Genomic DNA, 22,238 nt, shown 5'->3' with positions numbered 1-22,238 from the left:
GAACTGGGAGGACTGGCTAAACCGATGAGTGCCGAGGATCTCGAGAAGTACGAAACCGAGATGGAGCTGTCGCTCTACCGTGAATACCGGGACATCGTCGGACAGTTCTCCTACGTCGTGGAGACCGAACGACGTTTCTACCTGGCCAACACGGTCGAGTTGCTGCCCCACAATTCCGACGGGGAAATCTACTTCGAGCTGCGGATGTCCGACGCCTGGGTGTGGGACATGTACCGCCCGGCGCGATTCGTGAAGTACGTGCGCGTCGTGACGTTCAAGGACGTCAACATCGAAGAGTTGGACAAGCCGGATCTGCGCCTTCCTGACTGACCTGTGCGTGCTGCACAGATCTCGACGACGAAGTGCCCCGCCGATATCGGCGGGGCACTTCGTATTTCGCTGCTTTGTGCCGGATCAGTTGCCCTTGACGTTCACGATCTGACGCAGGGTGTGTCGAATCTCGACCAAGTCCTTCGCGTCGTCCATCACGACGTCGATGTCCTTGTACGCACCCGGGATCTCGTCGAGGAACGCCGCGGAGCGCTTGTATTCGATGCCGACCATCGCCTTGTCGAGATCTTCGATGATGAAGGTCTTGCGTGCCTGGTTACGTCCGTACACCCGACCCGCGCCGTGGGGGCTGGACTTGAACGAGGGCACGTTTCCCTTGCCGACGACGACGTAACTCGCGGTTCCCATCGAACCGGGGATGAGCCCGGGCGTGCCCTCGTCTGCCTTGATCGCACCCTTACGGCTCAACCACACTCCGCGACCCATGTGGAACTCCTTCTGGGTGAAGTTGTGGTGGCAGTTGATCCGCTCGAGCTCGTCGATGATCGCGGGTTTGCCGTCACCCATGAAATGCGCGAAGTCCTTCACGACGCGGTCCATCATCTCTTCTCGGTTGAGCAGGGCGAAATGCTGAGCCCAGTTGAGATCGGTGATGTACGAGTCGAATTCGGGTGTCTTCTCGACCAGGTAGGCAAGATCCGGATCGGGAAGGTCGATGTACCACCGCTCGCACAAGTCCTTGGCGATCTTGATGTGATGCTGTGCGAGCTTGTTTCCGATACCGCGGCTTCCCGAGTGCAGGAACAGCCAGACGCCGTCGCTCTCGTCGAGCGTCACCTCGATGAAGTGGTTGCCAGAACCCAGCGTTCCGAGCTGAAACCTCCAGTTGTTCTTGAACTTGTCGTAGAAGGCCAGGCGATCGCCCGCCATTGCCTCGAGTTCTGCGATGCGGATGTGCGCCGTGTCGCTCAGCGTCGTGTTGTAGACACCTGCCGAGAGCGGGACGGAGCGTTCGATGCTGTGGCGAAGGACGCTCAGGTCGCGGCCTTGAAGGTCGCGTGCGCTGAACTGGGTTTTGACCGCGATCATTCCGCAGCCGATATCGACTCCGACAGCGGCGGGCATGATTGCGCCTTCCGTCGGAATGACCGAACCCACCGTCGCACCCGCACCGAGGTGCGCATCCGGCATCAATGCCAGATGTGGACGGACAAAAGGCATCTGGGACGTGCGCAGCGCTTGCTCACGAGTGTTCTCGTCGAGTATCGATGCCCAGTTCCACAGCCTCTTGGTGATCTTCTCCATCAGATTTCTCCCACATAGTTCACAGCCAAACCGATCGGTCCGACGTGTGTCGTGCAGGATTGACCATGCGCTTCGTCCGTGGTTGTGTGCAACCCCTTTTCAGGTGCGCAGGCCGTCTGCGAGTTCGTAGATTCGCCCGACATACTTCTCCTGAAAGGCTTTTCGGGCAGCATCTGCCTGTTGCCGAGCGCCCATTCGGGAGTAGAGGTACTCGAGGTGAACCAAGCTCTCGCCGATGTCGACGCGTCGCTGGTCGAGAACCGTCAACTCGTCGACCAGTCGAGCCAGATCTAACGCGGTGTCCGGTACCTCGTCCATGGCGGTCCTCGATGTTCGTGGGTGCTTCCTGGGATTGAGGCTAACACTCTTCGAACATATTTTCGATACCTGGTCCTGTTGTCTACTTCGACAAGGTAGCTGTCAGCTGGTCGATGGCATAGGGGATGCTGAGGACGGTGTTGCCGGACATTGCAGCGCCGACGGGTGGATCTGCGGTGTATCGCACGACTATCGCATTTCCGTTTTTCACAGCGGGTAACCGCTGGTAAAGAGTGTTGCCGGCGAGAGCCTTCTCGCCCTCCGGATCGGTCATCACGATCAAGCGGTCGACGGGCTCGAGGATGTCGTAGCGCTCGTTCGGGAGCCAGTCGCCGAACTGGTCGCCGACAAATGTGTCGACCGTCGGCGGGAGGGTGAATCCGAGTGACGAGAGGAAGATTCCGCGTGGGTCGTGCGACGAGAACACGTATCCCTCGGGAGTGTCGAGGTTGACGATCGTCGCGGTTTGCCCGGCGAATTCCGGGTGCGCAGCGCGAGCGGTGGCAAACGCGTTTTCGGTATCCGTGATCAATTGTCGAGCTTGTGGTTCTTTGCCGAGGGCGCGCCCGGCGGTGACCGTCATGTCGGTCCACGGCGTTGTGTATGCGTCGTAGTCCTTGCTCTGCGCGACGGTCGGCGCAATCGAGGTCAGCTTCTTGTAGGTTTCCGTGTCGATGTCGGCGTACAGCGCGAGGATCAGATCTGGTGCGAGGGAGGCGATTTGCTCGAAGTTGAAGTCTCCGCCGCTGTTGATGTACGTCGGAGTTTTCCCCTTCCAGTAGTCCTTCGTCCACGGCCAGCTTTCATCCAAGCCGGACCCCCACCATTCGGCCATGCCGACGGGTTCGACTCCCAAGGCAAGCAGTGGTTCGTGATCGGTGTACCCGAGTGTGACGACGCGCTGTGGTTCGGCGTCGATTGTCGTCGAACCCAGGGCGTGCTCGATCGTCACGGGGAATGCGTCGTTGCTCTGGGTCGCTGATGTGGTGTCGACGCCTTGCGAGGTTCCGCAGGAGGTCGAGAACCCGATGATCGCGGCCGTCGTGAATAAGGCGGCGAGGATTCGGGTGCTACGTGAGGGCACGTGCATGCTCCTTCGAAGTGGTGGGCGAAGTGATCTGAGTTCCGCGTGAAGTGCTGAACTGGTCGCGTCAGCAATAAAGTGAGGCTAACCTTTGCAGGATCGTCGGTCCATCCTTCAGAATGGACTCGGATACGCCCAGAAAGACGCAAAATGTCCACTATCGAGTACTCGACTCGTCCAAAGTCCTTGCTAGCGCTGCCCGATAGTCGCGGACGGACATTCAAAGATTTTCAGGTTTACACCAACGTCGTCGACGGAGTGACTGCGTACGGAGCTCATCGACACCCCGAGCATCAGATCGCCTGGATGAGTGAAGGGACGATGCAGATCGCTGCCGGAGGCAATGTGTGGCACCTGCACAGCGAGCACTTGGTCTGGTTGCCGGGCACCGTTCTCCACGACATGACACTTCTGACGGAGGGGTGCATGATCGCGGCCTATGCGCGTCCGGATCTACGCCCTGCCGGGCCGCGGTGGGCTCAGCCACGTGTTCTCGAAGTCGATGCTCTGTCCGCTCAATTGTTGCGGCACCTCGCAGATCGGACCATCGACGATGCTCGGCGGTTGATGAGTCAGGAGTTGCTCTACGACATTCTGGCTTCAGCACCCGAACGGCACGACGTCCTCGCGGTTCCTCGTAATGCTGCGGCGAGTTCGGTTTCTGCCCGCATCCTTGCCGATCCGGCAGACTCACGGACGCTGGGGGAGTGGGCGGGCGAACTCGGGGTCAGTTCCAAGACCTTGATGCGAGCCTTTGTCGCCGATACCGGGATTACCTTCGGGCAGTGGAGAACTCGAGCACGCATGTACGCATCACTCGAGATGCTCGCGCGGGGTGAGGGTGTCAATGACGTTGCCCCGCAGGTGGGTTACCGGACCAGTAGCGGGTTCATCGCCGCATTTCGGGAAACCTTCGGTACGACGCCGGCCCGGTACGGTGCGAAAGCTGATGCAGTGAGTCGCTGACGACTTGACGAAATTCGTTGATGGCCAAACTTGTTTCGAAAACGTAGAAATGGGCCGAGCTGCCAGCATGTGCTGGTGGCCCGGCCCATTTACTCATCCGAACTGAGTCAGCTCATGTTGCCGAGCACATTGCCCAAGACGCCGCTGATGACATTGGTCATCGACCCCTGCGGGTCGGTCAGGGAGCCGAATACCTGGCCCGATCCGGAGTTGAGTGAGCCGAAGCCCATGTCCTCGAGGCTTCCGGCGCCCGCCTCGACGGGGTTCGGCTGCCGGATGGTGACACACACACCCATCGGATTGATGTTCCAGTTTCCGCCCGCGAGCACAATGTTGGTGCCGGCGCCGCTGTCGAGCTGCGTGCCGACAACTGCGTTATCGGGAACTCTGTAGGTGGTCTCCAAAGCGATGATACCGCCGCCCGCCGTGGTCCATCCGCCGCCCTTGGCGATTACGGAGTCATTGCCGACGACGACGGTCTTGGTGACGTCGTCCCACTTCTGGTCGCCGATAAGCCATTTGACGTTCAGGCGAGCCTTCACCAGCTGGAATCCTGCCGGGTGGAAATCGCGGATCTCGTTGACGAGTGCTCCCGAACCGGAAACCTTGGTGATGTAGGTGACCGTCTGACCCGCTGCGACCTTGCCGTCGCCGACAACCTCCTTGCTGACGGTGTAGGGCGTCCAGACGGAGCCGGGCCAATCGTCGGTCACCGACTGGTTGAGCGCGCAGGCCGGTGCTGCTTGCGCCACCGAGGCTCCAAGTCCAACGGTGACGCCGGCGGCGAGGAGAACGAGGGAAGTGGTGGTGGCTACTGCGTGGCGTAGTGAGCGGCGGGCCATATAGAACTCCATTCAGCGGGGTGCGTGACGGTTTGAGCAAAACTGTAACTAGTTCTACTGGACTTTCGTCCAATTTGTGGTGATTTCAGAAAATTGTCGAAGTGTGCGCCGTCGTTGATGTATCGCGCTGCCGAATTCCACAGGTTCTGGGTTGTCCACAGGTCGGTTGTGGGTGGCTTGGTTTTGTGGTGGTGGGTCGAGGGTGGTGGTTGGGACGCGTTTCGTATGGGCGGGCGCGGTCGTGTGAGTGGTGGGGGCTGTGATGGCGAGGAATATGGCGTTGGGTGCTCGGGGTGAGGATGTGGCTGTCGAGTTCCTGATCGATGCGGGTTTGGAGATTGTCGAGCGTAATTGGCGTTGTCGGTACGGCGAGTTGGATGTGATTGCGACATCCGGTGATCGAATTGTGTTCGTGGAGGTGAAGACTCGCTCTGGTGTCGGGTACGGGAGTCCGGCGGAGTCGGTGACGTTCGCGAAGCAGCGTCGGATTCGGGTGTTGGCGATGCAGTGGCTGGCTGATTCGGGTCGGTCGTGGTCGAGGGTGCGTTTTGATGTGGTGGCTGTGTTGATCGGCCGCGGCGGCGAGTTTTCGGTCGAGCATTTTGTGGATGCGTTCTGATGGCGTTGGGGCGGGCGCATTCTGTTGCGGTCAGTGGTGTGGACGGGCAGATTGTGGAGATCGAGGCGGATATCGGGCGCGGGTTGCCAGCGGTGTATTTGGTGGGGCTGCCTGATACGGCGTTGCACGAGTCGCGTGATCGGATTCGGGCGGCGGTGACCAATTCTGGTGAGGAGTGGCCGGATAGCAAGGTGATTTTGGCGTTGTCGCCGGCGACGTTGCCGAAGGTGGGCAGTGTTTACGATTTGGCTTTGTCGTTGTCGGTTCTCGATGCGGCGAAGAAGTTGCCGCGGAAGTTGTTGCGGGAGACTGTGTTTTTGGGGGAGTTGGCGCTCGACGGTCGTTTGCGGACGGTGCGTGGTGTGTTGCCTGCGGTGCTTGCGGCGAAGCGGGCGGGGTGGGGGACTGTGGTGGTTCCGGCTCGGGCGTTGGCTGAGGCGGGCCTGGTCAAGGGGATCGAGGTGCTGGGTGCCGACGATTTGTCTGCGGTGATCGGGTGGTTGCGTGGTGAGTTGGCGTTGGCTGTTCCTGATGTTTTCGAGCGTGCGGATTCGGTGGTGGTGCGGGATTTGAGTGAGGTTGTCGGGCAGACGGATGCTCGGTGGGCGATCGAGGTTGCGGCGGCGGGTGCGCATCATCTGATGTTGACGGGTCCGCCGGGGATCGGGAAAACGATGTTGGCGCAGAGGCTTCCGGGGATTCTGCCGCCGTTGACGGAGGGGGAGTCGTTGGAGGTGACGGCGATTCATTCGGTGGCGGGGGTGTTGCCGGAGGATCGGCCGTTGATAGACATGCCGCCTTTCATTGCGCCGCATCACAGTTCGTCGGTCAGCGCGCTGGTGGGTGGTGGTAGCGGGATGGCTCGTCCTGGTGCGGTCAGCCGCGCCCATCGCGGCGTGCTGTTCCTCGACGAATGTGCCGAGATCGGGGTGAAAGTGCTCGAAGCGCTACGCACGCCGCTCGAAGACGGGGAGGTGCGAATCGCCCGGCGAGACGGAGTTGCGCGGTACCCGGCGCGGTTCCAGCTGATCCTGGCCGCCAATCCCTGCCCGTGCGCGCCGCCGAGAGACGCGGATTGTGTCTGTGCACCCGCGGCGCGTCGCCGGTACCTGGGGAAATTGTCCGGCCCGCTCTTGGACCGAGTCGACATCAGGGTCCGGATGCAAGCCGTTGCGACCGGAGCGCTGATCGACGAAGTGGGGGAAAGCACCGGCGATGTTCGTGCGCGCGTGGCGGCAGCTCGAGACACTGCAGCCCAGCGGTGGAGCGAGTACGGGTGGCGGACCAACGCGGAAGTGCCAGGGCCTGCGTTGAGGCAGAAGTTCAGACTCTCGCGTGCGGCGTTGGCGCCGGTGGAACGGGCGCTGCGTAAAGGGGTGATAACCGCTCGTGGGGCTGACCGAGCGTTGCGGGTTGCCTGGAGTGTCGCCGATCTGGCAGGTGAGGCGATGCCAGGGCCCGACCAAGTTGTCACCGCACTCGACTTCCGAGACAGGGGATTCCAATGACTGCACACGATCCACGACTACTCGCTTGGGCATATCTGTCCCGCGTCGTGCAGGGGCCCAGCGCGTATATGTCCATGTTGATCGACGAGCTCGGGGTCGAAGAAACTGCGAGGGCGGTTCGCAAGGGCGATCTGCCGCCCTCGATCGAGGAGAAGACGCGAGCCCGCGCTCACATCGACACCGCCCAGCGAGATCTCGACCTGATGGAGGCAATGGGTGGCAGGCTCGTAACTCCGAACTGCACCGATTGGCCTGCGTGGCGGATGCTTTCCTTCGACGGACTCGATGCCTCCGGGGGCGAGACGGCACCATTTGTGTTGTGGATGTTGGGGTCTGGGGATTTGGTTGATCTCACCGAGAGATCGGTTGGGATTGTCGGCACGCGGGCATCGACTGCATACGGCGAACATGTGACGGCAGAGATTGCCGGTGACCTCGCCGTCGACGGATGGACCGTGATTTCCGGGGCGGCCTTCGGTATCGACGGGGCCGCGCACCGCGCTGCATTGGGCGTAGGCGGAACCACTCTGGCCGTCTTGGCCTGTGGGGTGGATCGAGCGTATCCGTCCGGGCATGCGCGACTACTCAAACAGATAGCGAATTCGGGTGCGGTGATAAGTGAATATCCACCCGGCACGACACCTGCAAAGTTCCGATTTCTGGCACGGAATCGACTGGTAGCTGCGTTGTCGGACGGAGTCGTGGTTGTCGAGGCGGGTTGGCGCAGTGGGGCACGCAATACCGCCAATTGGGCTCGGAAATTGGGGCGCCCGGTAATGGCGGTGCCGGGACCGGTGACATCGGCATCGTCGACCGGATGTCACCGGATGATTCGCGAAGGTGAAGCGCAACTCGTTTCCAATGCCGTGGATGTAGTCGAAGCGTCAGGTCCATTTGGTGTCGGGGATTCCGCGGAGGATGCTGCGGCGACGCGTGACATCGACTCATTGCGCGGCAATTCTCGGTTGGTATACGAAGCTCTGCCGGGAACAGGGTCTCGTAGTACCCGTGAGTTGTCCGAGGAATCGGGCTTGCTCATAGCTCAGGTTCGTGCAACTCTTCCTCTGCTCGAACTCGAGGGATTTGCAAGTTCTGATTCGAGTGGTTGGTTTCGGACGCGGTAGTTCGTGAACCTCTCTGCGCTGTCCGACCATGCGTGGCGATGCTCACTAATCGTTTCCGAAGGCAGCGAATCTTCAATACCGTCAGTGCATCGGTAATTGCACGTCAGGGCTATATTTCGTGAATTTGCTCGACTGTGTGCAATGTAATTCTCGACCCCGCTTTGCCGACCCGACCTGCAGGTTCGACAAGTCTCAGGAAAGCCTCAGGTCTATGTGCATAGAAGTCCGATTAGTCTGGATCACGATGACGGCGGGTATTGATCGACACCCGGTACCCGAAGTGTGAATGTACAAAATTTCGGGACCATGTTCGTTCGAGGCAATGCCGCTAACCTGCTGCTAATTCGGACCATTGAGTCTGTTCGGAAATCACGGAGACTTACGAACTTCTTTTGTTCATCAACGCTCTATCTGTGTATTGTGAAGGAGAATTGAATCGATCATTGAAAGAGGAGTGCAATGGCTGAGAAGCTGATTCGGCAACTCATCGACGACCTTGACGGTAAGCCGATTGACGATGGATTCGGTGATCGAATTGAGTTCTCTTACCAGGGAACGGATTACGTGATCGATCTGCGCGCCACCAATGCGGAGAAGTTCGACGCTGCGGTGAAGCCGTTCGTCGAGGCGGCTGCGAAGGTGAGCGGGAAGCGCGGTAAGAAGGCTCAGGCTGCATCTCCGCAGGCCACATCGGGTTCAGGCCGCTCCAAGGAGACGCTCCAGGCCATCCGTGACTGGGCGGGTAAGAACGGTTACGAAGTTGCTCCGCGTGGACGTATCAAAGCGGAAATCATCGACGCTTTCGACGCTGCACACTAGATTGAATTAAATACACCTCTGGCTCCCGGCGAACTTCGCCGGGAGCCAGAGGTGTATTTTACTGTTGCTTTGCCGAGTTCTCGGACAGCTTTGTCCGACAGGTCGTCTATGTGAAGCTGATCAGAGAATTTGCGTATACGGCACCGTATTTACCCAGCAGATTGGTCGGTTTCTTTCGTTGCGTACAAGGGCCGACAGAGCGCTGCGTGGAGTCGTCGGCGAGGTATTTCGCCCTCGTGCTGCAATTGTCGTGTACATTAGTTAGGTAACACTAACTTTCGGAAGGATCTTTCTGTGGCCAAGCCGACAACTGCATTGACGGTTCTGCGGACCGAACAATTGACCCCCCATATGGTACGAGTGTTTCTCGGGGGACCAGGCTTCGAGTCGTTCACTCCCAGCGAATACAGCGATTCCTATGTAAAGATCGAATTCGGCACTCCTGATCAGCCCGTCCTGCGTACCTACACGATCCGTTCCTACGATCTTGCTACCAAAGAGATAGCGATCGATTTCGTCGTCCATGGTGACGTCGGAGTTGCAGGTCCTTGGGCGGCTTCAGTTCAGCCGGGCACTGAGATTACCCTGCGTGGACCGGGCGGCGCGTTTTCACCGTCACCGTCCGCTGATTGGTATCTGTTCGTCGGTGACGAGACCGCAATACCTGCCATTTCTGCGTCGATAGCAAGATTGGCGCCGGATGCGGTCGGCTACGCCGTCGTCGAAGTCGGTGGACCGGAAGACGAGATTGCACTCGATGCTCCAGAGGGCATTGCCGTGACCTGGCTGCATCGCGGAGCGTCGTCCGACGCGGTGGGTGAAGAGTCGGCAGGTGACAACGCGCCAGTTGTTGCCGCGGTCAAGGCGCTCGAGTGGCTGCCAGGTGAACCTCACGTATTCATTCACGGCGAGGCGCAAGCCGTCATGCATAACCTTCGGCCATACATTCGCAAGGAACGAAATGTCCCGGCGTCGGCCGCTTCTATCTCCGGATACTGGCGTCGTGGTCGCACCGAAGAGGGCTTCCGAGTGTGGAAGTCCGAATTCGCCGCGGCCGAAAGCTAAGCTGCTGCGGCCTTGCCGCGAGTCAGCAACACGAGCGCAACGGCCGCGAGAACTCCGAAGGTGGGAATTGCGATTGCCATCGGAACTGCCGTGTCTTCTCCCGCAATTCCCACCAACGGCGAAACCAGCGCGGCCAAGCCGAACTGGCCCGCTCCCATCAGTGCTGAGCCGGTTCCGGCCGCGTTGGTGACCTCTCCTTGGGCGAGAGCGGTTGCATTGCCCATGATGAACCCGATGCTCGAAATGGCGACGAACAGCGGGCCCAAGATCAACCAGGGATTCGTGGAGCTGAAAACCACACTGGTGCAGAACAATACGGCACCGCCGGTGAGGAGTAGGCACACCCCGAATCGCAGTAATGTGCGAGCGCCGACTCGGCCGAGAAGGCGAGTGGTGATCATCGCTGCCGTGACCATTCCGGTGGCGTTCACTGCGAACACTATCGAGAACTGTGACGGAGTGAGCCCCAGGACGTTCTGAATGACGAACGGTGATGCGGAGATATACGCGAACAGGGCGCCGAATCCGAAGACGAATGCGAGTGCATAACCGAGGTAGTGCCGATTTCGGACGACATATCGCAGATTCGAGATCAGTGCCTTCAATCCACCGCCGTGGCGTCGCTCGGGTGGAAGTGTCTCGGGAACAAGCAACACGACGCCAGCCACCATCACAGCACCTGCGACGGCCAGCACCCAGAAGATTCCGCGCCATCCGACGGGGCCGAGAAGTGCACCGCCGATCAGTGGGGCGACCACGGGAGCGATACCGCCGATGATCATCATGATGCTGAAAAGCTTCGCCGCGTCGTCGCCACGTGCTCGATCGGCAATACAAGCGCGGGCAAGGACTATGGCAGCGCCTCCGCTCAATCCCTGGACGAGTCGCGCACCGATGAGAAACTCGATGTTCGGTGCCACTGCGCATGCCGCGCCGCTCAGTGCCGTGATGATTGTCGCGGCCAGCAGTATTCGTCGCCTGCCCAGTCCGTCGGAGATCGGCCCGATGATCAGCTGCCCGATTCCGAGGCCCGCCATGAAGGTGGTCAGTGTCAGCTGAACGCTGGCCGCAGTAGTGTCGAGTGCATCCGCCATCAAGGGTAGGCCGGGCAGGTACATGTCGATGGACAGTGGAGCGATTGCGGAAATCAGTGCCAGTACACACAACATCTTCAGAGGAATTGCTCGATTCACCGATCAACCCTATCGGCGAGGCAGCTTGCAGTTTCAATCGCGGCGGGCGAGCGTGTGTTCATGACTGACGCATTGCCGGCGAGCTTGAGTGATCACCTCGATGCCTATGCCGAGCACCTCCGACTTAGTCGGGGTCGGTCGGAACACACGATCCGCGCCTACGTCGGCGACGCACGGGCATTGCTGACCCATTTCGCCGCGGGTTCGGAGAAGGTAGATCTCGACGGCCTCGACCTAGGGGTCATGCGCTCGTGGTTGGCCGCCCAGAATGCCGTCGGAACGGCCCGCACGACGGTCGCTCGTCGGGCGTCGTCGGCGCGCGGTTTCACAGCGTGGCTCGCGCAGACCGGACGCATTCCCGTCGATCCTGGTACACGTCTGGCGGCTCCACCTGCTCGTCGTACACTGCCGACGGTGCTGCGTCAGAGTCAAGCCCTCGACGCCATGGATGCGGCGGAAAGCGGTGCGCAGCAACAAGAGCCGCTCGCCCTGCGGGATAGGCTCATCGTGGAATTGTTGTACTCCACCGGAATTCGTGTCGGTGAGTTGTGTGGACTGGACTTAGAGTCGGTCGACGCCGATCGACGATTGCTTCGTGTTCTCGGCAAGGGCAACAAGGAGCGATCGGTGCCCTACGGACTGCCCGCAGAGTCGGCACTGAACGGGTGGCTGGAGCACGGGCGACCCGCACTGAGTTCGGATCGGTCCGGGCGAGCATTGCTTCTCGGAGTTCGAGGCGGCAGGCTCGATCAGCGGCAGGCGCGTTCGGTCGTCCACGAAACGATGGCTGCAATTCCAGGAGCTCCCGACATGGGTCCGCACGGGCTTCGGCACTCGGCTGCGACACATTTGCTGGAGGGTGGTGCTGATCTTCGTGTGGTCCAAGAACTCCTCGGGCATGCGAGTCTGGCGACCACTCAGCTGTACACGCATGTGTCGGTCGAACGGCTTCGATCCGTCCACGATCAGGCCCATCCACGCGCCTAGATCGTCAAGCGACGCGAGTTCTCGGCCGGTATTTGGTAGCGTCGCAGGTCGGAAGAGTGAACAATCGGCAAAGTTCGATCGTCGTGTCGAGACACTCGATTACATGCGATATCCGGGGGATTCGTGAACCGCCAAGATGTGAAGCACCCGCCGAACAGTGGCCAACCGGCCTGGCTGTCCGAAGCGCCGCAACCGGCTCCACTGCCGGTGCCGACGCCGGAGCCTGCGGTGCGACCGCAAGAGGCCTGGACGGCGCCACCGCCGCCGTCCAGTCAGCAGCAGGTGACAAACCAGGATCTGGTTGCCGAGGCTTTACTGAAACGCCCCAAACGGACACCCCGGGGTGGCTGGCGGCGAGGATTGCATCGTGCGACCGGTGGTGTGGTCAATCTGGGGGAATCGACCAACGAACAGCGCAACCGCGCCCTGGCCGCCCGCATCGAACAGCCGATACGCAACGACTACCGAATTGCTTTGCTCTCGCTCAAGGGGGGCGTGGGCAAGACAACGGTCACGGTGGGGCTCGGTGCAACGTTTGCGTCGCTTCGCGGCGACTGTGTCGTGGCGGTCGACGCCAATCCCGATTTCGGAACTTTGGCGCAACGTGTTCCGCTGCAGACCAATTCGACAGTGCGCGATCTGATTGCCGCGCGGCCGGACATCAAGAGCTATTCGGACGTGCGAGTGCACACATCACAGTCGCCGAGTCGTCTCGAGGTCCTGGCGAGTGAGCAGGATCCGGCGATTTCGGAAGCATTCAGCGAGGCGGACTATCGCCAGGTCATCGACATCTTGCAGGTCTACTACAACATCATCCTCACCGATTGCGGTACCGGGATCATGCACTCGGCGATGAACGGCGTTCTCGATCTTGCCAATTCGTTGGTGCTCGTCAGTTCGCCGGCAATCGACGGGGCCCGAAGTGCGGCGGCGACGCTCGATTGGCTTCAGTTGCATGGTTACGGTCACCTGGTCGAACGGACCGTCGTCGTCATCAGTGCCGCCCGTCCAGGGTCGAGCGTGATCGACATGGACGCGTTGGTGGACTATTTCATGCGTCGATGCCGCGCCGTCGAGGTCATTCCATTCGACGAGCATCTCGCGGAGGGGTCGGTGATGGACCTCGAGTTGATGCGACCGGCCACCAGGCGAGCATTCATGGAATTGGCAGCGATGGTGGCCGACGACTTCGCGGACGCTGTGGGTCGGCACGCCGTTTCCGAATGGCACTGATTCTGCGACTGATCAACCATCTCTCAGTGGCTTGAGCCTGAGCGGTTGCGTCCGAACAAGACCGAGGGGATCGAGATACTCGCGCCCTCGTCGCACGCCCCAATGCAAACATGCAGCGACGACGCACCCTTCGTGGCCGGATTCCAGGGTGCCGATCGCGGCCCCGGCCGCGACACGTTCACCGGCGCGAACGTCGGCCACCACGGGTTCGTAGGTCGTGCGTAGGCCGCCGGAATGATCTATCGAGACCGTCGGCTTGCCCGCGACGACTCCGGCGAACGCCACGATGCCCTCGCCGGCAGCGAGGACGGGTTGGCCGGCACTGCCGCCGAGATCGACGCCGCGATTACCCGGCAGCCAGTTCTCGGCCGGTTTGTCGAATACGCGTTCCACGTGCGGCCGGGGAGCGAGCGGCCAGTCGAAACGCGCGTCTGCCGACGCCGTGCCGACGGCGGCACAGCAGGAGATCATGGCAACGACCACGCCGCGCCGGGCTCCGCTCAACATCGTCATTCCTTGATCTTCCGTGGAGTCGTTCGCGCTTCAACGCAGATCAGGCGGGTAATCCACAAGAGAACCGCCGATCCACAACCGCCGGTTCGGTCTGTTGCTTCCGGGGTGGTTATGGCATCGGGGGACGAGGACGTACACTTGTCGAGCGGTCTGTGCTCGCACAGTCCGACTTCGCGCGCCCGCGCACGTTTTCCGGCCTCGGCTGGTCCTGATTCTCACGAAACAGGTCCGACGGCCGTGCGGGTGCCAGGGCAGGGATCACCCGATCGCCTGCATCAACCGGATTGAAAGTTTGAGGTACACAGCCATGGCTGTCGTAACCATGAAGCAGATGCTCGATAGTGGAACCCACTTCGGACATCAGACCCGTCGCTGGAACCCGAAGATGAAGCGATTCATCTTGACCGACCGCAACGGCATCTACATCATCGACCTCCAGCAGACGCTGACGTACATCGACAAGGCGTACGAGTTCGTCAAGGAGACCGTTGCCCACGGCGGCACCGTTCTCTTCGTCGGCACCAAGAAGCAGGCGCAGGAGTCCATCGCTTCCGAAGCGACTCGCGTCGGAATGCCCTACGTCAACCAGCGTTGGCTCGGCGGCATGCTCACCAACTTCACCACCGTTCACAAGCGTCTGCTTCGCCTCAAGGAGCTCGAGGCAATGGAGCAGACCGGTGGATTCGAAGGTCGCACCAAGAAGGAAATCCTCATGCTCACGCGTGAGATGACCAAGCTGGATCGCACCCTCGGTGGTATCCGCGACATGGCCAAGGTTCCTTCCGCGGTGTGGATCGTCGACACCAACAAGGAGCACCTGGCAGTTGCCGAGGCTCGCAAGCTGAACATCCCGGTCATCGCGATCCTGGACACCAACTGCGATCCCGACCTCGTCGACTACCCGATCCCGGGCAACGACGACGCCATCCGTTCCGCAGCACTGCTGACCAAGGTTGTCGCTTCCGCGGTTGCCGAGGGCGTGCAGGCACGTGCAGGACTGAGCGCCGACAAGGACGCGAAGCCCGAAGCCGGCGCAGGCGAGCCCCTCGCCGAGTGGGAGCAGGAACTGCTCTCGCAGGCAGCTCCCGCCGCAGAGGCTGAGGCAGCTCCGGCTGCAGAGGCTGAAGCAGCCCCCGCCGCAGAGGCACCGGCCACCGAGGCCTGATTCGTTGAAACCGGCCCTGACCAAGAGTTCATTTGGTCAGGGCCGTTTCACCGTTAGGCCCGAGCGCCACCGTCAGGCTGTGCTTCACCGTTAGGCCGTGCTTCACCGTTAGTCCTAGGTCCGAAACAGACACATGAGGAGGCTCGCTAATCATGGCGAACTACACCGCCGCTGACGTCAAGCGGCTCCGTGAGCTCACCGGCTCCGGAATGATGGCATGTAAGAACGCACTCGCAGATGCAGACGGCGATTTCGACAAGGCCGTCGAGCAGCTGCGCATCAAGGGCGCGAAGGATGTCGGAAAGCGCGCAGAGCGCACCACCGCTGAGGGTCTCGTCGTCGCCAAGGACGGCGTCATGATCGAGATCAACTGCGAGACCGACTTCGTCGCCAAGAACGACGAGTTCATCAAGCTGGCCGACGAGATCGTGACCGTCGCTGCTGCTGGTAAGCCTGCTGACCTCGACGCTCTCAAGGCGCTCGAGCTCGACGGCAAGACCATCGACACCGTCATTGCGGAGCAGTCCGCGAAGATCGGTGAGAAGCTCGAACTGAGCCGCGTCGCTTCCTTCGACGGCCCCGTTGCCGTGTACCTGCACAAGCGCAGCTCCGACTTGCCGCCCGCTGTCGGCGTTCTCGTCGAGTACACCGGTGAAGGCGATGCTGCTGCTGAGGCCGCGCGCGGCGCTGCAATGCAGGTCGCAGCTCTCAAGGCGAAGTACGTCACGCGTGACGAGGTTCCCGAGGAGATCGTCGCTTCCGAGCGTCACATCGCCGAAGAGACCGCCCGCGCAGAAGGCAAGCCCGAGCAGGCGCTGCCGAAGATCATCGAAGGCCGCGTCAACGGTTACTTCAAGGACGTCGTTCTGACCGAGCAGTCTTCGGTCACGGACTCCAAGAAGACCGTCAAGGCGATCCTCGACGAGGCAGGCGTGACCATCAAGCGCTTCGTGCGTTTCGAGGTCGGCGCCTCCGCTTAATTCGGAGCCCGCACACATGGACCCCGCCTGAAGAGCATTTGCTCTACCGGCGGGGTCTACGTGTACCTGGGGCCTCCGATGAGGCAGGATGAGAGTGCCTCGGGACGAGTCCCGGGGGCTTTCCTATGTCGCGGTGTCCGATTCGCGGCAGAAGAAGAATGAAGGACCTACAAGGTCTTGTATCGAACTGAGGAGAACAATGTCCGAACCAGCCAACGAACGTCCAGGATTCAAGCGGGTCCTGCTCAAACTCGGCGGCGAAATGTTCGGAGGCGGCAAAGTCGGTCTCGATCCCGACGTGGTCACCAAGGTGGCTGAGCAGATCGCAGAGGTCGTTCGATCAGGCGTGCAGGTTGCAGTGGTCATCGGCGGCGGAAACTTCTTCCGCGGAGCGGAACTGCAGCAGCGTGGCCTCGATCGCGCCCGCTCCGACTACATGGGCATGCTCGGCACCGTCATGAACTGCCTCGCTCTGCAGGATTTCCTGGAGAAGGCCGGCGTCGATTCCCGAGTGCAGACGGCCATCACCATGGGACAGGTCGCCGAGCCGTACCTTCCCCTTCGCGCACGTAGGCACCTCGAGAAGGGTCGCGTAGTCATCTTCGGTGCCGGGATGGGTATGCCCTACTTCTCGACTGACACCACTGCTGCGCAGCGCGCACTGGAGATCGGTGCCGAGGTGGTGCTGATGGCCAAGGCAGTCGACGGCGTCTACTCGGCCGACCCGCGTATCGACCCGGACGCGACGATGTACGAACAGATCACGCACCGCGAGGTCATCGAGCGTGAGCTCAAGGTCGCGGACGCGACGGCATTCAGCCTGTGCATGGACAACTCGATGCCGATGATGGTGTTCAACCTCCTCACCGAAGGAAACATCGCTCGCGCGGTGTCCGGTGAGAAGATCGGCACCCTGATCAAGTCGTGAGTGACACCCAAAAAATGATGCAGAACAACATGGAGGAACAGCCGTGATCGATGAAGCGCTCTTCGAGGCAGAAGAGAAGATGGAAAAGGCTGTCACGGTAGCCAAGGACGATCTCGGCTCGGTTCGCACCGGACGCGCGAACCCCGGTATGTTCTCGCGCATCGTGATCGACTACTACGGATCGATCACGCCGATCACGCAGCTCGCGAGCATCAATGTTCCCGAGGCCCGCATGGTCATCGTCAAGCCGTACGAGGCTTCGCAGCTCAACGCGATCGAGACGGCGATCCGCAACTCGGATCTCGGTGTGAACCCGTCCAACGACGGCAGCATCATCCGCATCTCGGTTCCGCAGCTCACTGAAGAGCGTCGTCGTGAACTGGTGAAGCAGGCCAAGTCCAAGGGCGAGGATTCGAAGGTCACGCTGCGTAACATCCGCCGTAAGGCGATGGACGAACTCAGCCGGATCCAGAAGGACGGTGAAGCCGGCGAGGACGAGGTCGGTCGCGCAGAGAAAGAACTCGACAAGACCACGGCGAAGTACGTGCACACGGTCGAGGAACTCGTCAAGCACAAGGAAGCAGAGTTGATGGAGGTATAGCCTCCTCGTTTGCAGTGTTTGTCGTCGGGAGTAGATCAGGGAGTTTGGGTGCACGCACAAGAGGGAACCGCCGGTGGTCCCGTCACGGACGGGCCTACGGGCGGCGCTGAGGGCGCGCAACCGCCGAAGTCGAAGGCGGGCAGGAACCTACCTGCCGCCATCGGCGTCGGAGCCGGTCTCGGCGCCCTGGTCATCGGCACTTTGATCTTCCTGCCCCCGGGGTGGATCGCCGTCGTCGCGATTGCGATGTTCATCGCGACGTGGGAGGTCACCACGCGACTCCGAGAAGCCGACATCGAGGTGCCGCGAATTCCGCTGCTCGTCGGCGGACAAGCCACGATCTGGCTCGGCTGGCCGTGGGGACCCGTCGGGGTGCTCAGCGGATTCACCGCGACCGTCCTGGTGTGCATGGTGTGGAGGTTGTTCGACCACGGGCTCAAGGCAACCCCGAAGAACTTCCTGAGAGACACCTCCATCACGGTGTTCGTTCTGGCATGGATCCCGCTGTTGGCGTCCTTCGGTGCGTTGATGGTGCTCGAAGACGACGGCCCGGGTCGCGTCTTCGTCCTGATGATCGGTGTCGTGTGCTCCGACATCGGTGGTTACGCGGCCGGCGTCCTGTTCGGAAAGCATCCGATGGTTCCGGCGGTCAGCCCGAAGAAGTCATGGGAAGGATTCGTCGGGTCCCTCATCTTCTGTGTCATCGGCAGCTTGTTGTCGGTGACGTTGATCCTCGACGCGAACTCGATGATCGGCGTCCTGCTCGGTGTCGTCCTGGTGGTAGTCGCGACGGTCGGCGACCTGATCGAATCGCAGATCAAGCGTGAACTCGGCATCAAGGACATGGGAACCCTGCTTCCCGGACACGGCGGAATCATGGATCGCCTGGATTCGCTCCTGCCGTCGGCATTTGTGACCTGGCTGATTCTGTACGCACTCGTCTGATTTCTCGTGCGTGATTTCTTCTCCGGCCGTTCCAAGCCGATCCCCAGTCCGAACATCTGGCATTGGCCGGACGTCTACGAGGTCGAGAACCGCGCGCAGGACGTCGACGGGTCCATCTGGGCCGCGATGCGAGCCCAGATCGACTGGTCCGGGCGTGACGTCGTCGACGTCGGCTGTGGGGCAGGGTTTCATCTACCGGAGTTCGCTCGTACCGCGCGTCGTGTCGTCGGAGTGGAGCCGCACGCACCGCTGGTGAAGGCCGCGCGGGAACGAACCCACGATTCGGCGTCGATCGACATAGTCCATGGCTCGGCAGAGTCCACAGGTCTGGTCGATGCTTCAGTCGACCTCGTCCACGCCCGAACGGCGTATTTCTTCGGCAAAGGCTGCGGTCCGGGAATTCGCGAGGCCATGCGCATCCTGAGGCCTGGGGGAGCCCTGCTCATCGTGGACCTCGATGTGAGCGCCGGTCCGTACGGAGAGTGGATGAGGGCGGATCTGCCCAAATACGATTCCGCGGCAGTCGAAGCCTTCTTCGACGCTCAGGGATTCTCGCTCACCCGTGTCGAGGCCCGTTGGGAGTTCGAGAATCGAGACGATTTACGGCGAGTACTCGGTATCGAATTCACCGAGAAGACCGCCGAGCGTGCATTCGCACAAGTGACGGGTCTGGCCTTTTCGGTGGGGTACCGGATCCACGTCCGATACAAACCACGCTCACTCGAAGTTGCGTGAAGCAAGGCTTGAAAAGACGAACGTCAGGCGCTCCGACTTGAGCGCCTGACGTTTTCTGCACCGATTCAGTTCGAAAAAAAATCAGTGATCGGTGGGGATGTGGAACAGGGTGGCGAGCTTGTGGATCTTCTTCGCCTTGGCGAGCTTGGGCAGGTCACTGCCGTCGCGTACGCGTGAGCCGTCTTCGCCGAGATCGTCGATGACGTTCTGAGCCCAGATGGCGTCGGCAACGGACGGGCTCAGGCCCGCGTTGACGGGGGCGGTCTGTGCGGTGGTCATGCAGAGCTTGCCTGCCATCCCGAGTGACAACGTGATCGCACAGTCTCGGGCGAGCAGATCCAGATCGGGGCCGAGTGTGGGGCCGTCGATCGGCGGAGCGATGCGTGCCGCGCGGCTGGCGATGGTGAGCCGCGAACGTGGGTACGACATCGAGGTGGGCGAGTCGTCCATCCCGGTGTCGCGCCGGAAGTCGCCACTGCCGAATGCCAGACGGAAGATTCCGTCGGTGCGTGCGATCTCGGGGGCAGCTTCGAGTCCCACCGCGGATTCGACGAGGGCAAGAATCTTGGTGCCCTCGGGAAGTCGCTCGGCAGTGGCGTCGGCCTGCTGTCCGCTTTCGGTCTTTGCGAGCATGACACCCTCGAGTCCGGGGAGGCCCGCGAGTGCGGCGAGATCCTCTTCCCAGAACGGTGTCGTGGCGTCGTTGATCCGAACCCAGGCGTGATTGTGCTCGCTCAGAAATGCGGCGACATCCCGGCGGGCGGCCGGTTTGTTGGGTGCGGTGACGGCATCCTCGAGGTCGAGAATGACGGCGTCGGCCGCACTCGCGAGGGCGGCGTCGAAGGTGTCCGGTTTGGACGCGGGGACGAGGAGCCAGGATCTTGCCTGCTGCGGGGCAATTCGCGAGGTCACAGGTCTCTCCATGTGAGTAGTCACATCAGGGCCTTTCCGGTGATTTCCACGACATCAATGATGCCTGGTAGCCCATCGATCGACCCAATTGCGTAACTAGATTTCAGTCACATTTGCCGCTTCGCTGCGCGCCGGATCTGAATGATGCGAACGCCGCCGGCCAATGCCATGATCAGCGCGCCCGCGATAGCGGAAAGCAGGATCGTGATTCCGAGCGGAAAGTCGATCTGCCAGGCCAGGATCTTGACGGAGACGCTCTCGAGATTCTGCAGGATGAACACCAGCAGCAAGATCAGCACGATTGCGCCTATGACCAGGCCAACCCAGGTTGTCGCAGCTCTGGTTCGGTCGGTGACCGCCGTTCCGGTCGGCGTAGGTTCCGGCGCCGGCGTCGGTTCGGGATCGTGTTTTTCGACGGCCTTGTCCTCGCCCACCTTCGGAAGTTCCGGGTCGGGACCGAAACCGTCGGCGGGGCCGTACACGGGGGAGTTCGACGGATCCTCTGGTGTGGTTGACATGACATGATCATCACGCAACCTGCGCGAAGTTGCACGGGTAATCCGGCCACAATCGGGTGGCAGTGGGGTAGCACCCCAAAACAATGGGACAATGGTGTAACTATGGCTGCCTCTCTTCCCCTCGTTTTCACTGCACCCAAGCGCGGAATGCCTCCACGGCACCTCGCCGATCTCGATTCCGCCGAGCGCAAAGAAGCGGTGAAAGAGCTCGGCCTACCGGCTTTCCGGGCCGATCAGCTGGCGCGTCAGTACTACGCGCGGCTCGAAGCCGATCCGGAGAAGATGACCGATCTCCCCGCATCGGTGCGCGAGAAGGTGGGGGAGTCGCTTTTCCCGACTCTGTTGACGCCGATCAAGCATCTCGCGTGCGATTCGGGCGACACTCGCAAAACCCTGTGGAAGGCGCATGACGGAACGCTGCTCGAAAGCGTCCTGATGCGGTATCCCGATCGGGCGACACTCTGCATCTCGAGTCAGGCAGGCTGTGGAATGGCCTGCCCGTTCTGTGCGACGGGTCAGGGCGGCCTCGACCGCAATCTCTCGACTGCCGAGATCGTGGATCAGGTACGCGAGGCAGCGGCCGCCATGCGCGACGGTGAAGTTGCCGGCGGCCCCGGCCGCTTGTCGAACGTCGTGTTCATGGGCATGGGTGAGCCCTTGGCGAACTACAAGCGTGTAGTGGCAGCGGTACGACGCATCACGTCACCTGCACCGGACGGACTGGGCCTGTCTCAGCGGTCCGTGACCGTCTCGACCGTCGGGCTTGCCCCGGCGATCCGCAAGCTCGCTGACGAAGGCCTGAGCGTCACGCTGGCGGTGTCGCTGCACACGCCGGACGACGAACTGCGCGACACCCTTGTCCCTGTCAACAATCGCTGGTCAGTGTCGGAGGTACTTCAGGCTGCCCGGTACTACGCGGACAAGACCGGTCGCCGTGTCTCCATCGAGTACGCGATGATCAAGAACGTCAACGATCAGCCGTGGCGCGCGGACATGCTGGGCAAGAAGCTGAAGAAGGCGCTCGGCGGGTTGGTTCACGTCAACCTGATTCCGCTCAACCCGACTCCGGGCAGCGAGTGGGACGCGAGCCCCAAGGACGTCGAGCGTGAGTTCGTGCGTCGGGTCATCGCTCAGGGCGTCTCGTGCACGGTGCGTGACACGCGCGGTCAGGAAATCGCCGCAGCCTGTGGTCAGTTGGCCGCGGAGAACTGAAACGCTCCAGGCCTGAAACACCTAAAGAGAAGGCCTCCACGAACTTTCGTTCGTGGAGGCCTTCTCTATGTCAGGTCTCTAGCGCGGGCGGCGACGAATGACGATGTCGCGGACCAGAATGAAGATCATCAATCCGGCGGTGCCGATGAGCCACAGATCCTCGACCTTGCCGTGATGGTTTCCGATCATCATCAGAAGCAGGAATATTGCGAAGAACCATCCGAGGAAACGGAAAAACTTGAGTCCTTCACCACTCCACCCCCATGCGGCAGAGGGAACCTCGGCCTCATCGACGTGCGAGACCACGACGGGGGCGCTGGACTTGACGTCCAACTGGGTATCGGCCACGGTCGATCCTCCTGCTCATTCGGTTGC

The 22,238-nt window shown here is 61.3% G+C and carries 25 protein-coding genes; 16 read left to right on the top strand and 9 right to left on the bottom strand.

Annotation, left to right across the window (positions count from 1 at the left end; all coding sequences use genetic code 11):
* The first annotated feature begins 24 nt into the window (after window positions 1-24).
* Window positions 25-330, top strand: a complete 306-nt coding sequence (locus tag G8767_RS06585) for a DUF2469 domain-containing protein (RefSeq protein WP_003942715.1) — start codon at window positions 25-27, stop codon at window positions 328-330.
* A gap of 84 nt (window positions 331-414) precedes the next feature.
* Here G8767_RS06585 and G8767_RS06580 read toward each other — a convergent pair whose 3' ends face one another.
* The 3 genes from G8767_RS06580 to G8767_RS06570 form a co-directional block, all read right to left on the bottom strand.
* On the bottom strand, window positions 415-1,596 hold the full coding sequence (locus G8767_RS06580) for an RtcB family protein (protein WP_166809667.1): 1,182 nt from the start codon (window positions 1,594-1,596) through the stop codon (window positions 415-417).
* A gap of 99 nt (window positions 1,597-1,695) precedes the next feature.
* Entirely contained in the window at window positions 1,696-1,914 is a 219-nt protein-coding gene (locus G8767_RS06575; protein ID WP_124566304.1) for a hypothetical protein, read from the bottom strand.
* A gap of 82 nt (window positions 1,915-1,996) precedes the next feature.
* Complete coding sequence (locus tag G8767_RS06570; protein ID WP_206028991.1) at window positions 1,997-3,004, bottom strand: iron-siderophore ABC transporter substrate-binding protein; 1,008 nt, start codon at window positions 3,002-3,004, stop codon at window positions 1,997-1,999.
* A gap of 144 nt (window positions 3,005-3,148) precedes the next feature.
* Between G8767_RS06570 and G8767_RS06565 the strand changes: the two genes are divergently transcribed.
* Window positions 3,149-3,964 carry an AraC family transcriptional regulator gene (locus tag G8767_RS06565; RefSeq protein WP_166809665.1) on the top strand — a complete coding sequence of 272 codons (816 nt, stop codon included), beginning with the start codon at window positions 3,149-3,151 and terminating at the stop codon, window positions 3,962-3,964.
* Between the two features lie 107 nt (window positions 3,965-4,071).
* On the opposite strand, the gene G8767_RS06560 is transcribed toward G8767_RS06565, so the two are convergent.
* Entirely contained in the window at window positions 4,072-4,806 is a 735-nt protein-coding gene (locus G8767_RS06560) for a hypothetical protein (protein ID WP_166809664.1), read from the bottom strand.
* A 262-nt stretch (window positions 4,807-5,068) separates the two neighbouring features.
* On the opposite strand from G8767_RS06560, the gene G8767_RS06555 reads away from it, so the two are divergent.
* From G8767_RS06555 to G8767_RS06535, 5 genes are all read left to right on the top strand, one after another.
* Window positions 5,069-5,425 carry a YraN family protein gene (locus G8767_RS06555; protein WP_166809663.1) on the top strand — a complete coding sequence of 119 codons (357 nt, stop codon included), beginning with the start codon at window positions 5,069-5,071 and terminating at the stop codon, window positions 5,423-5,425.
* The gene (locus G8767_RS06550) at window positions 5,425-6,933 is read left to right on the top strand and encodes a YifB family Mg chelatase-like AAA ATPase (RefSeq protein WP_166809662.1); all 1,509 of its coding nucleotides are present in this window, start codon (window positions 5,425-5,427) and stop codon (window positions 6,931-6,933) included. Before G8767_RS06555 ends, G8767_RS06550 begins: the two co-directional genes overlap by 1 nt.
* Window positions 6,930-8,057: a DNA-processing protein DprA gene (dprA, locus tag G8767_RS06545; RefSeq protein ID WP_095970730.1), complete on the top strand. Its 1,128-nt coding sequence runs from the start codon at window positions 6,930-6,932 to the stop codon at window positions 8,055-8,057. The genes G8767_RS06550 and dprA overlap by 4 nt, the downstream gene beginning before the upstream one ends.
* Window positions 8,058-8,516: 459 nt before the next feature.
* Window positions 8,517-8,876 carry an Lsr2 family protein gene (locus tag G8767_RS06540; protein WP_003942721.1) on the top strand — a complete coding sequence of 120 codons (360 nt, stop codon included), beginning with the start codon at window positions 8,517-8,519 and terminating at the stop codon, window positions 8,874-8,876.
* A gap of 294 nt (window positions 8,877-9,170) precedes the next feature.
* On the top strand, window positions 9,171-9,941 hold the full coding sequence (locus G8767_RS06535) for a siderophore-interacting protein (RefSeq protein WP_095970729.1): 771 nt from the start codon (window positions 9,171-9,173) through the stop codon (window positions 9,939-9,941).
* Here the strand turns inward: G8767_RS06535 and G8767_RS06530 are convergent.
* Entirely contained in the window at window positions 9,938-11,110 is a 1,173-nt protein-coding gene (locus G8767_RS06530) for a multidrug effflux MFS transporter (RefSeq protein WP_166809804.1), read from the bottom strand. The genes G8767_RS06535 and G8767_RS06530 overlap by 4 nt on opposite strands.
* Before the next feature lie 84 nt (window positions 11,111-11,194).
* On the opposite strand from G8767_RS06530, the gene G8767_RS06525 reads away from it, so the two are divergent.
* Together G8767_RS06525 and G8767_RS06520 are read left to right on the top strand one after the other, a co-directional pair.
* Entirely contained in the window at window positions 11,195-12,121 is a 927-nt protein-coding gene (locus G8767_RS06525) for a tyrosine recombinase XerC (protein WP_166809661.1), read from the top strand.
* Between the two features lie 123 nt (window positions 12,122-12,244).
* The gene (locus G8767_RS06520) at window positions 12,245-13,354 is read left to right on the top strand and encodes an AAA family ATPase (protein WP_124566298.1); all 1,110 of its coding nucleotides are present in this window, start codon (window positions 12,245-12,247) and stop codon (window positions 13,352-13,354) included.
* Window positions 13,355-13,366: 12 nt separating this feature from the next.
* Here the strand turns inward: G8767_RS06520 and G8767_RS06515 are convergent, their stop codons facing one another.
* Window positions 13,367-13,861: a M23 family metallopeptidase gene (locus G8767_RS06515; protein ID WP_240951952.1), complete on the bottom strand. Its 495-nt coding sequence runs from the start codon at window positions 13,859-13,861 to the stop codon at window positions 13,367-13,369.
* 313 nt (window positions 13,862-14,174) lie between these two features.
* Here G8767_RS06515 and rpsB point away from each other — a divergent pair, with 313 nt between their 5' ends.
* The 6 genes from rpsB (at window position 14,175) to G8767_RS06485 (ending at window position 19,221) form a co-directional block, all read left to right on the top strand.
* On the top strand, window positions 14,175-15,032 hold the full coding sequence (rpsB, locus tag G8767_RS06510; RefSeq protein ID WP_003942709.1) for a 30S ribosomal protein S2: 858 nt from the start codon (window positions 14,175-14,177) through the stop codon (window positions 15,030-15,032).
* 152 nt (window positions 15,033-15,184) lie between these two features.
* A complete protein-coding gene (tsf, locus tag G8767_RS06505; RefSeq protein ID WP_007734877.1) occupies window positions 15,185-16,012 on the top strand; it encodes a translation elongation factor Ts in 828 nt (275 codons plus the stop codon).
* A 199-nt stretch (window positions 16,013-16,211) separates the two neighbouring features.
* A complete protein-coding gene (gene pyrH / locus G8767_RS06500) occupies window positions 16,212-16,940 on the top strand; it encodes a UMP kinase (RefSeq protein ID WP_019747988.1) in 729 nt (242 codons plus the stop codon).
* A 43-nt stretch (window positions 16,941-16,983) separates the two neighbouring features.
* On the top strand, window positions 16,984-17,541 hold the full coding sequence (frr, locus tag G8767_RS06495) for a ribosome recycling factor (protein ID WP_042924420.1): 558 nt from the start codon (window positions 16,984-16,986) through the stop codon (window positions 17,539-17,541).
* A 48-nt stretch (window positions 17,542-17,589) separates the two neighbouring features.
* Window positions 17,590-18,486 (top strand): phosphatidate cytidylyltransferase, encoded by an 897-nt coding sequence (locus G8767_RS06490; protein WP_003942673.1) that lies wholly within the window; start codon window positions 17,590-17,592, stop codon window positions 18,484-18,486.
* A 6-nt stretch (window positions 18,487-18,492) separates the two neighbouring features.
* Window positions 18,493-19,221, top strand: coding sequence for a class I SAM-dependent methyltransferase (locus tag G8767_RS06485; RefSeq protein WP_166809659.1), 729 nt, complete (start codon window positions 18,493-18,495; stop codon window positions 19,219-19,221).
* Between the two features lie 81 nt (window positions 19,222-19,302).
* On the opposite strand, the gene G8767_RS06480 is transcribed toward G8767_RS06485, so the two are convergent.
* Together G8767_RS06480 and G8767_RS06475 are read right to left on the bottom strand one after the other, a co-directional pair.
* On the bottom strand, window positions 19,303-20,145 hold the full coding sequence (locus tag G8767_RS06480) for a CoA ester lyase (RefSeq protein WP_030244636.1): 843 nt from the start codon (window positions 20,143-20,145) through the stop codon (window positions 19,303-19,305).
* A gap of 95 nt (window positions 20,146-20,240) precedes the next feature.
* Window positions 20,241-20,651: a lipopolysaccharide assembly protein LapA domain-containing protein gene (locus tag G8767_RS06475; RefSeq protein ID WP_172436569.1), complete on the bottom strand. Its 411-nt coding sequence runs from the start codon at window positions 20,649-20,651 to the stop codon at window positions 20,241-20,243.
* Window positions 20,652-20,753: 102 nt separating this feature from the next.
* Between G8767_RS06475 and rlmN the strand changes: the two genes are divergently transcribed.
* Window positions 20,754-21,863 carry a 23S rRNA (adenine(2503)-C(2))-methyltransferase RlmN gene (gene rlmN / locus G8767_RS06470; RefSeq protein WP_003942816.1) on the top strand — a complete coding sequence of 370 codons (1,110 nt, stop codon included), beginning with the start codon at window positions 20,754-20,756 and terminating at the stop codon, window positions 21,861-21,863.
* Between the two features lie 78 nt (window positions 21,864-21,941).
* Here rlmN and G8767_RS06465 read toward each other — a convergent pair whose 3' ends face one another.
* On the bottom strand, window positions 21,942-22,211 hold the full coding sequence (locus G8767_RS06465; protein WP_003942762.1) for a DUF2631 domain-containing protein: 270 nt from the start codon (window positions 22,209-22,211) through the stop codon (window positions 21,942-21,944).
* Window positions 22,212-22,238 lie beyond the last annotated feature (27 nt).

The organism is Rhodococcus sp. IC4_135 (assembly GCF_011602025.1).
GTDB lineage: Bacteria > Actinomycetota > Actinomycetes > Mycobacteriales > Mycobacteriaceae > Rhodococcus_F > Rhodococcus_F baikonurensis.
The sequence above is the reverse complement of the archived record's forward strand: the minus strand, read 5'-3'. Positions and strand labels throughout refer to the sequence as shown.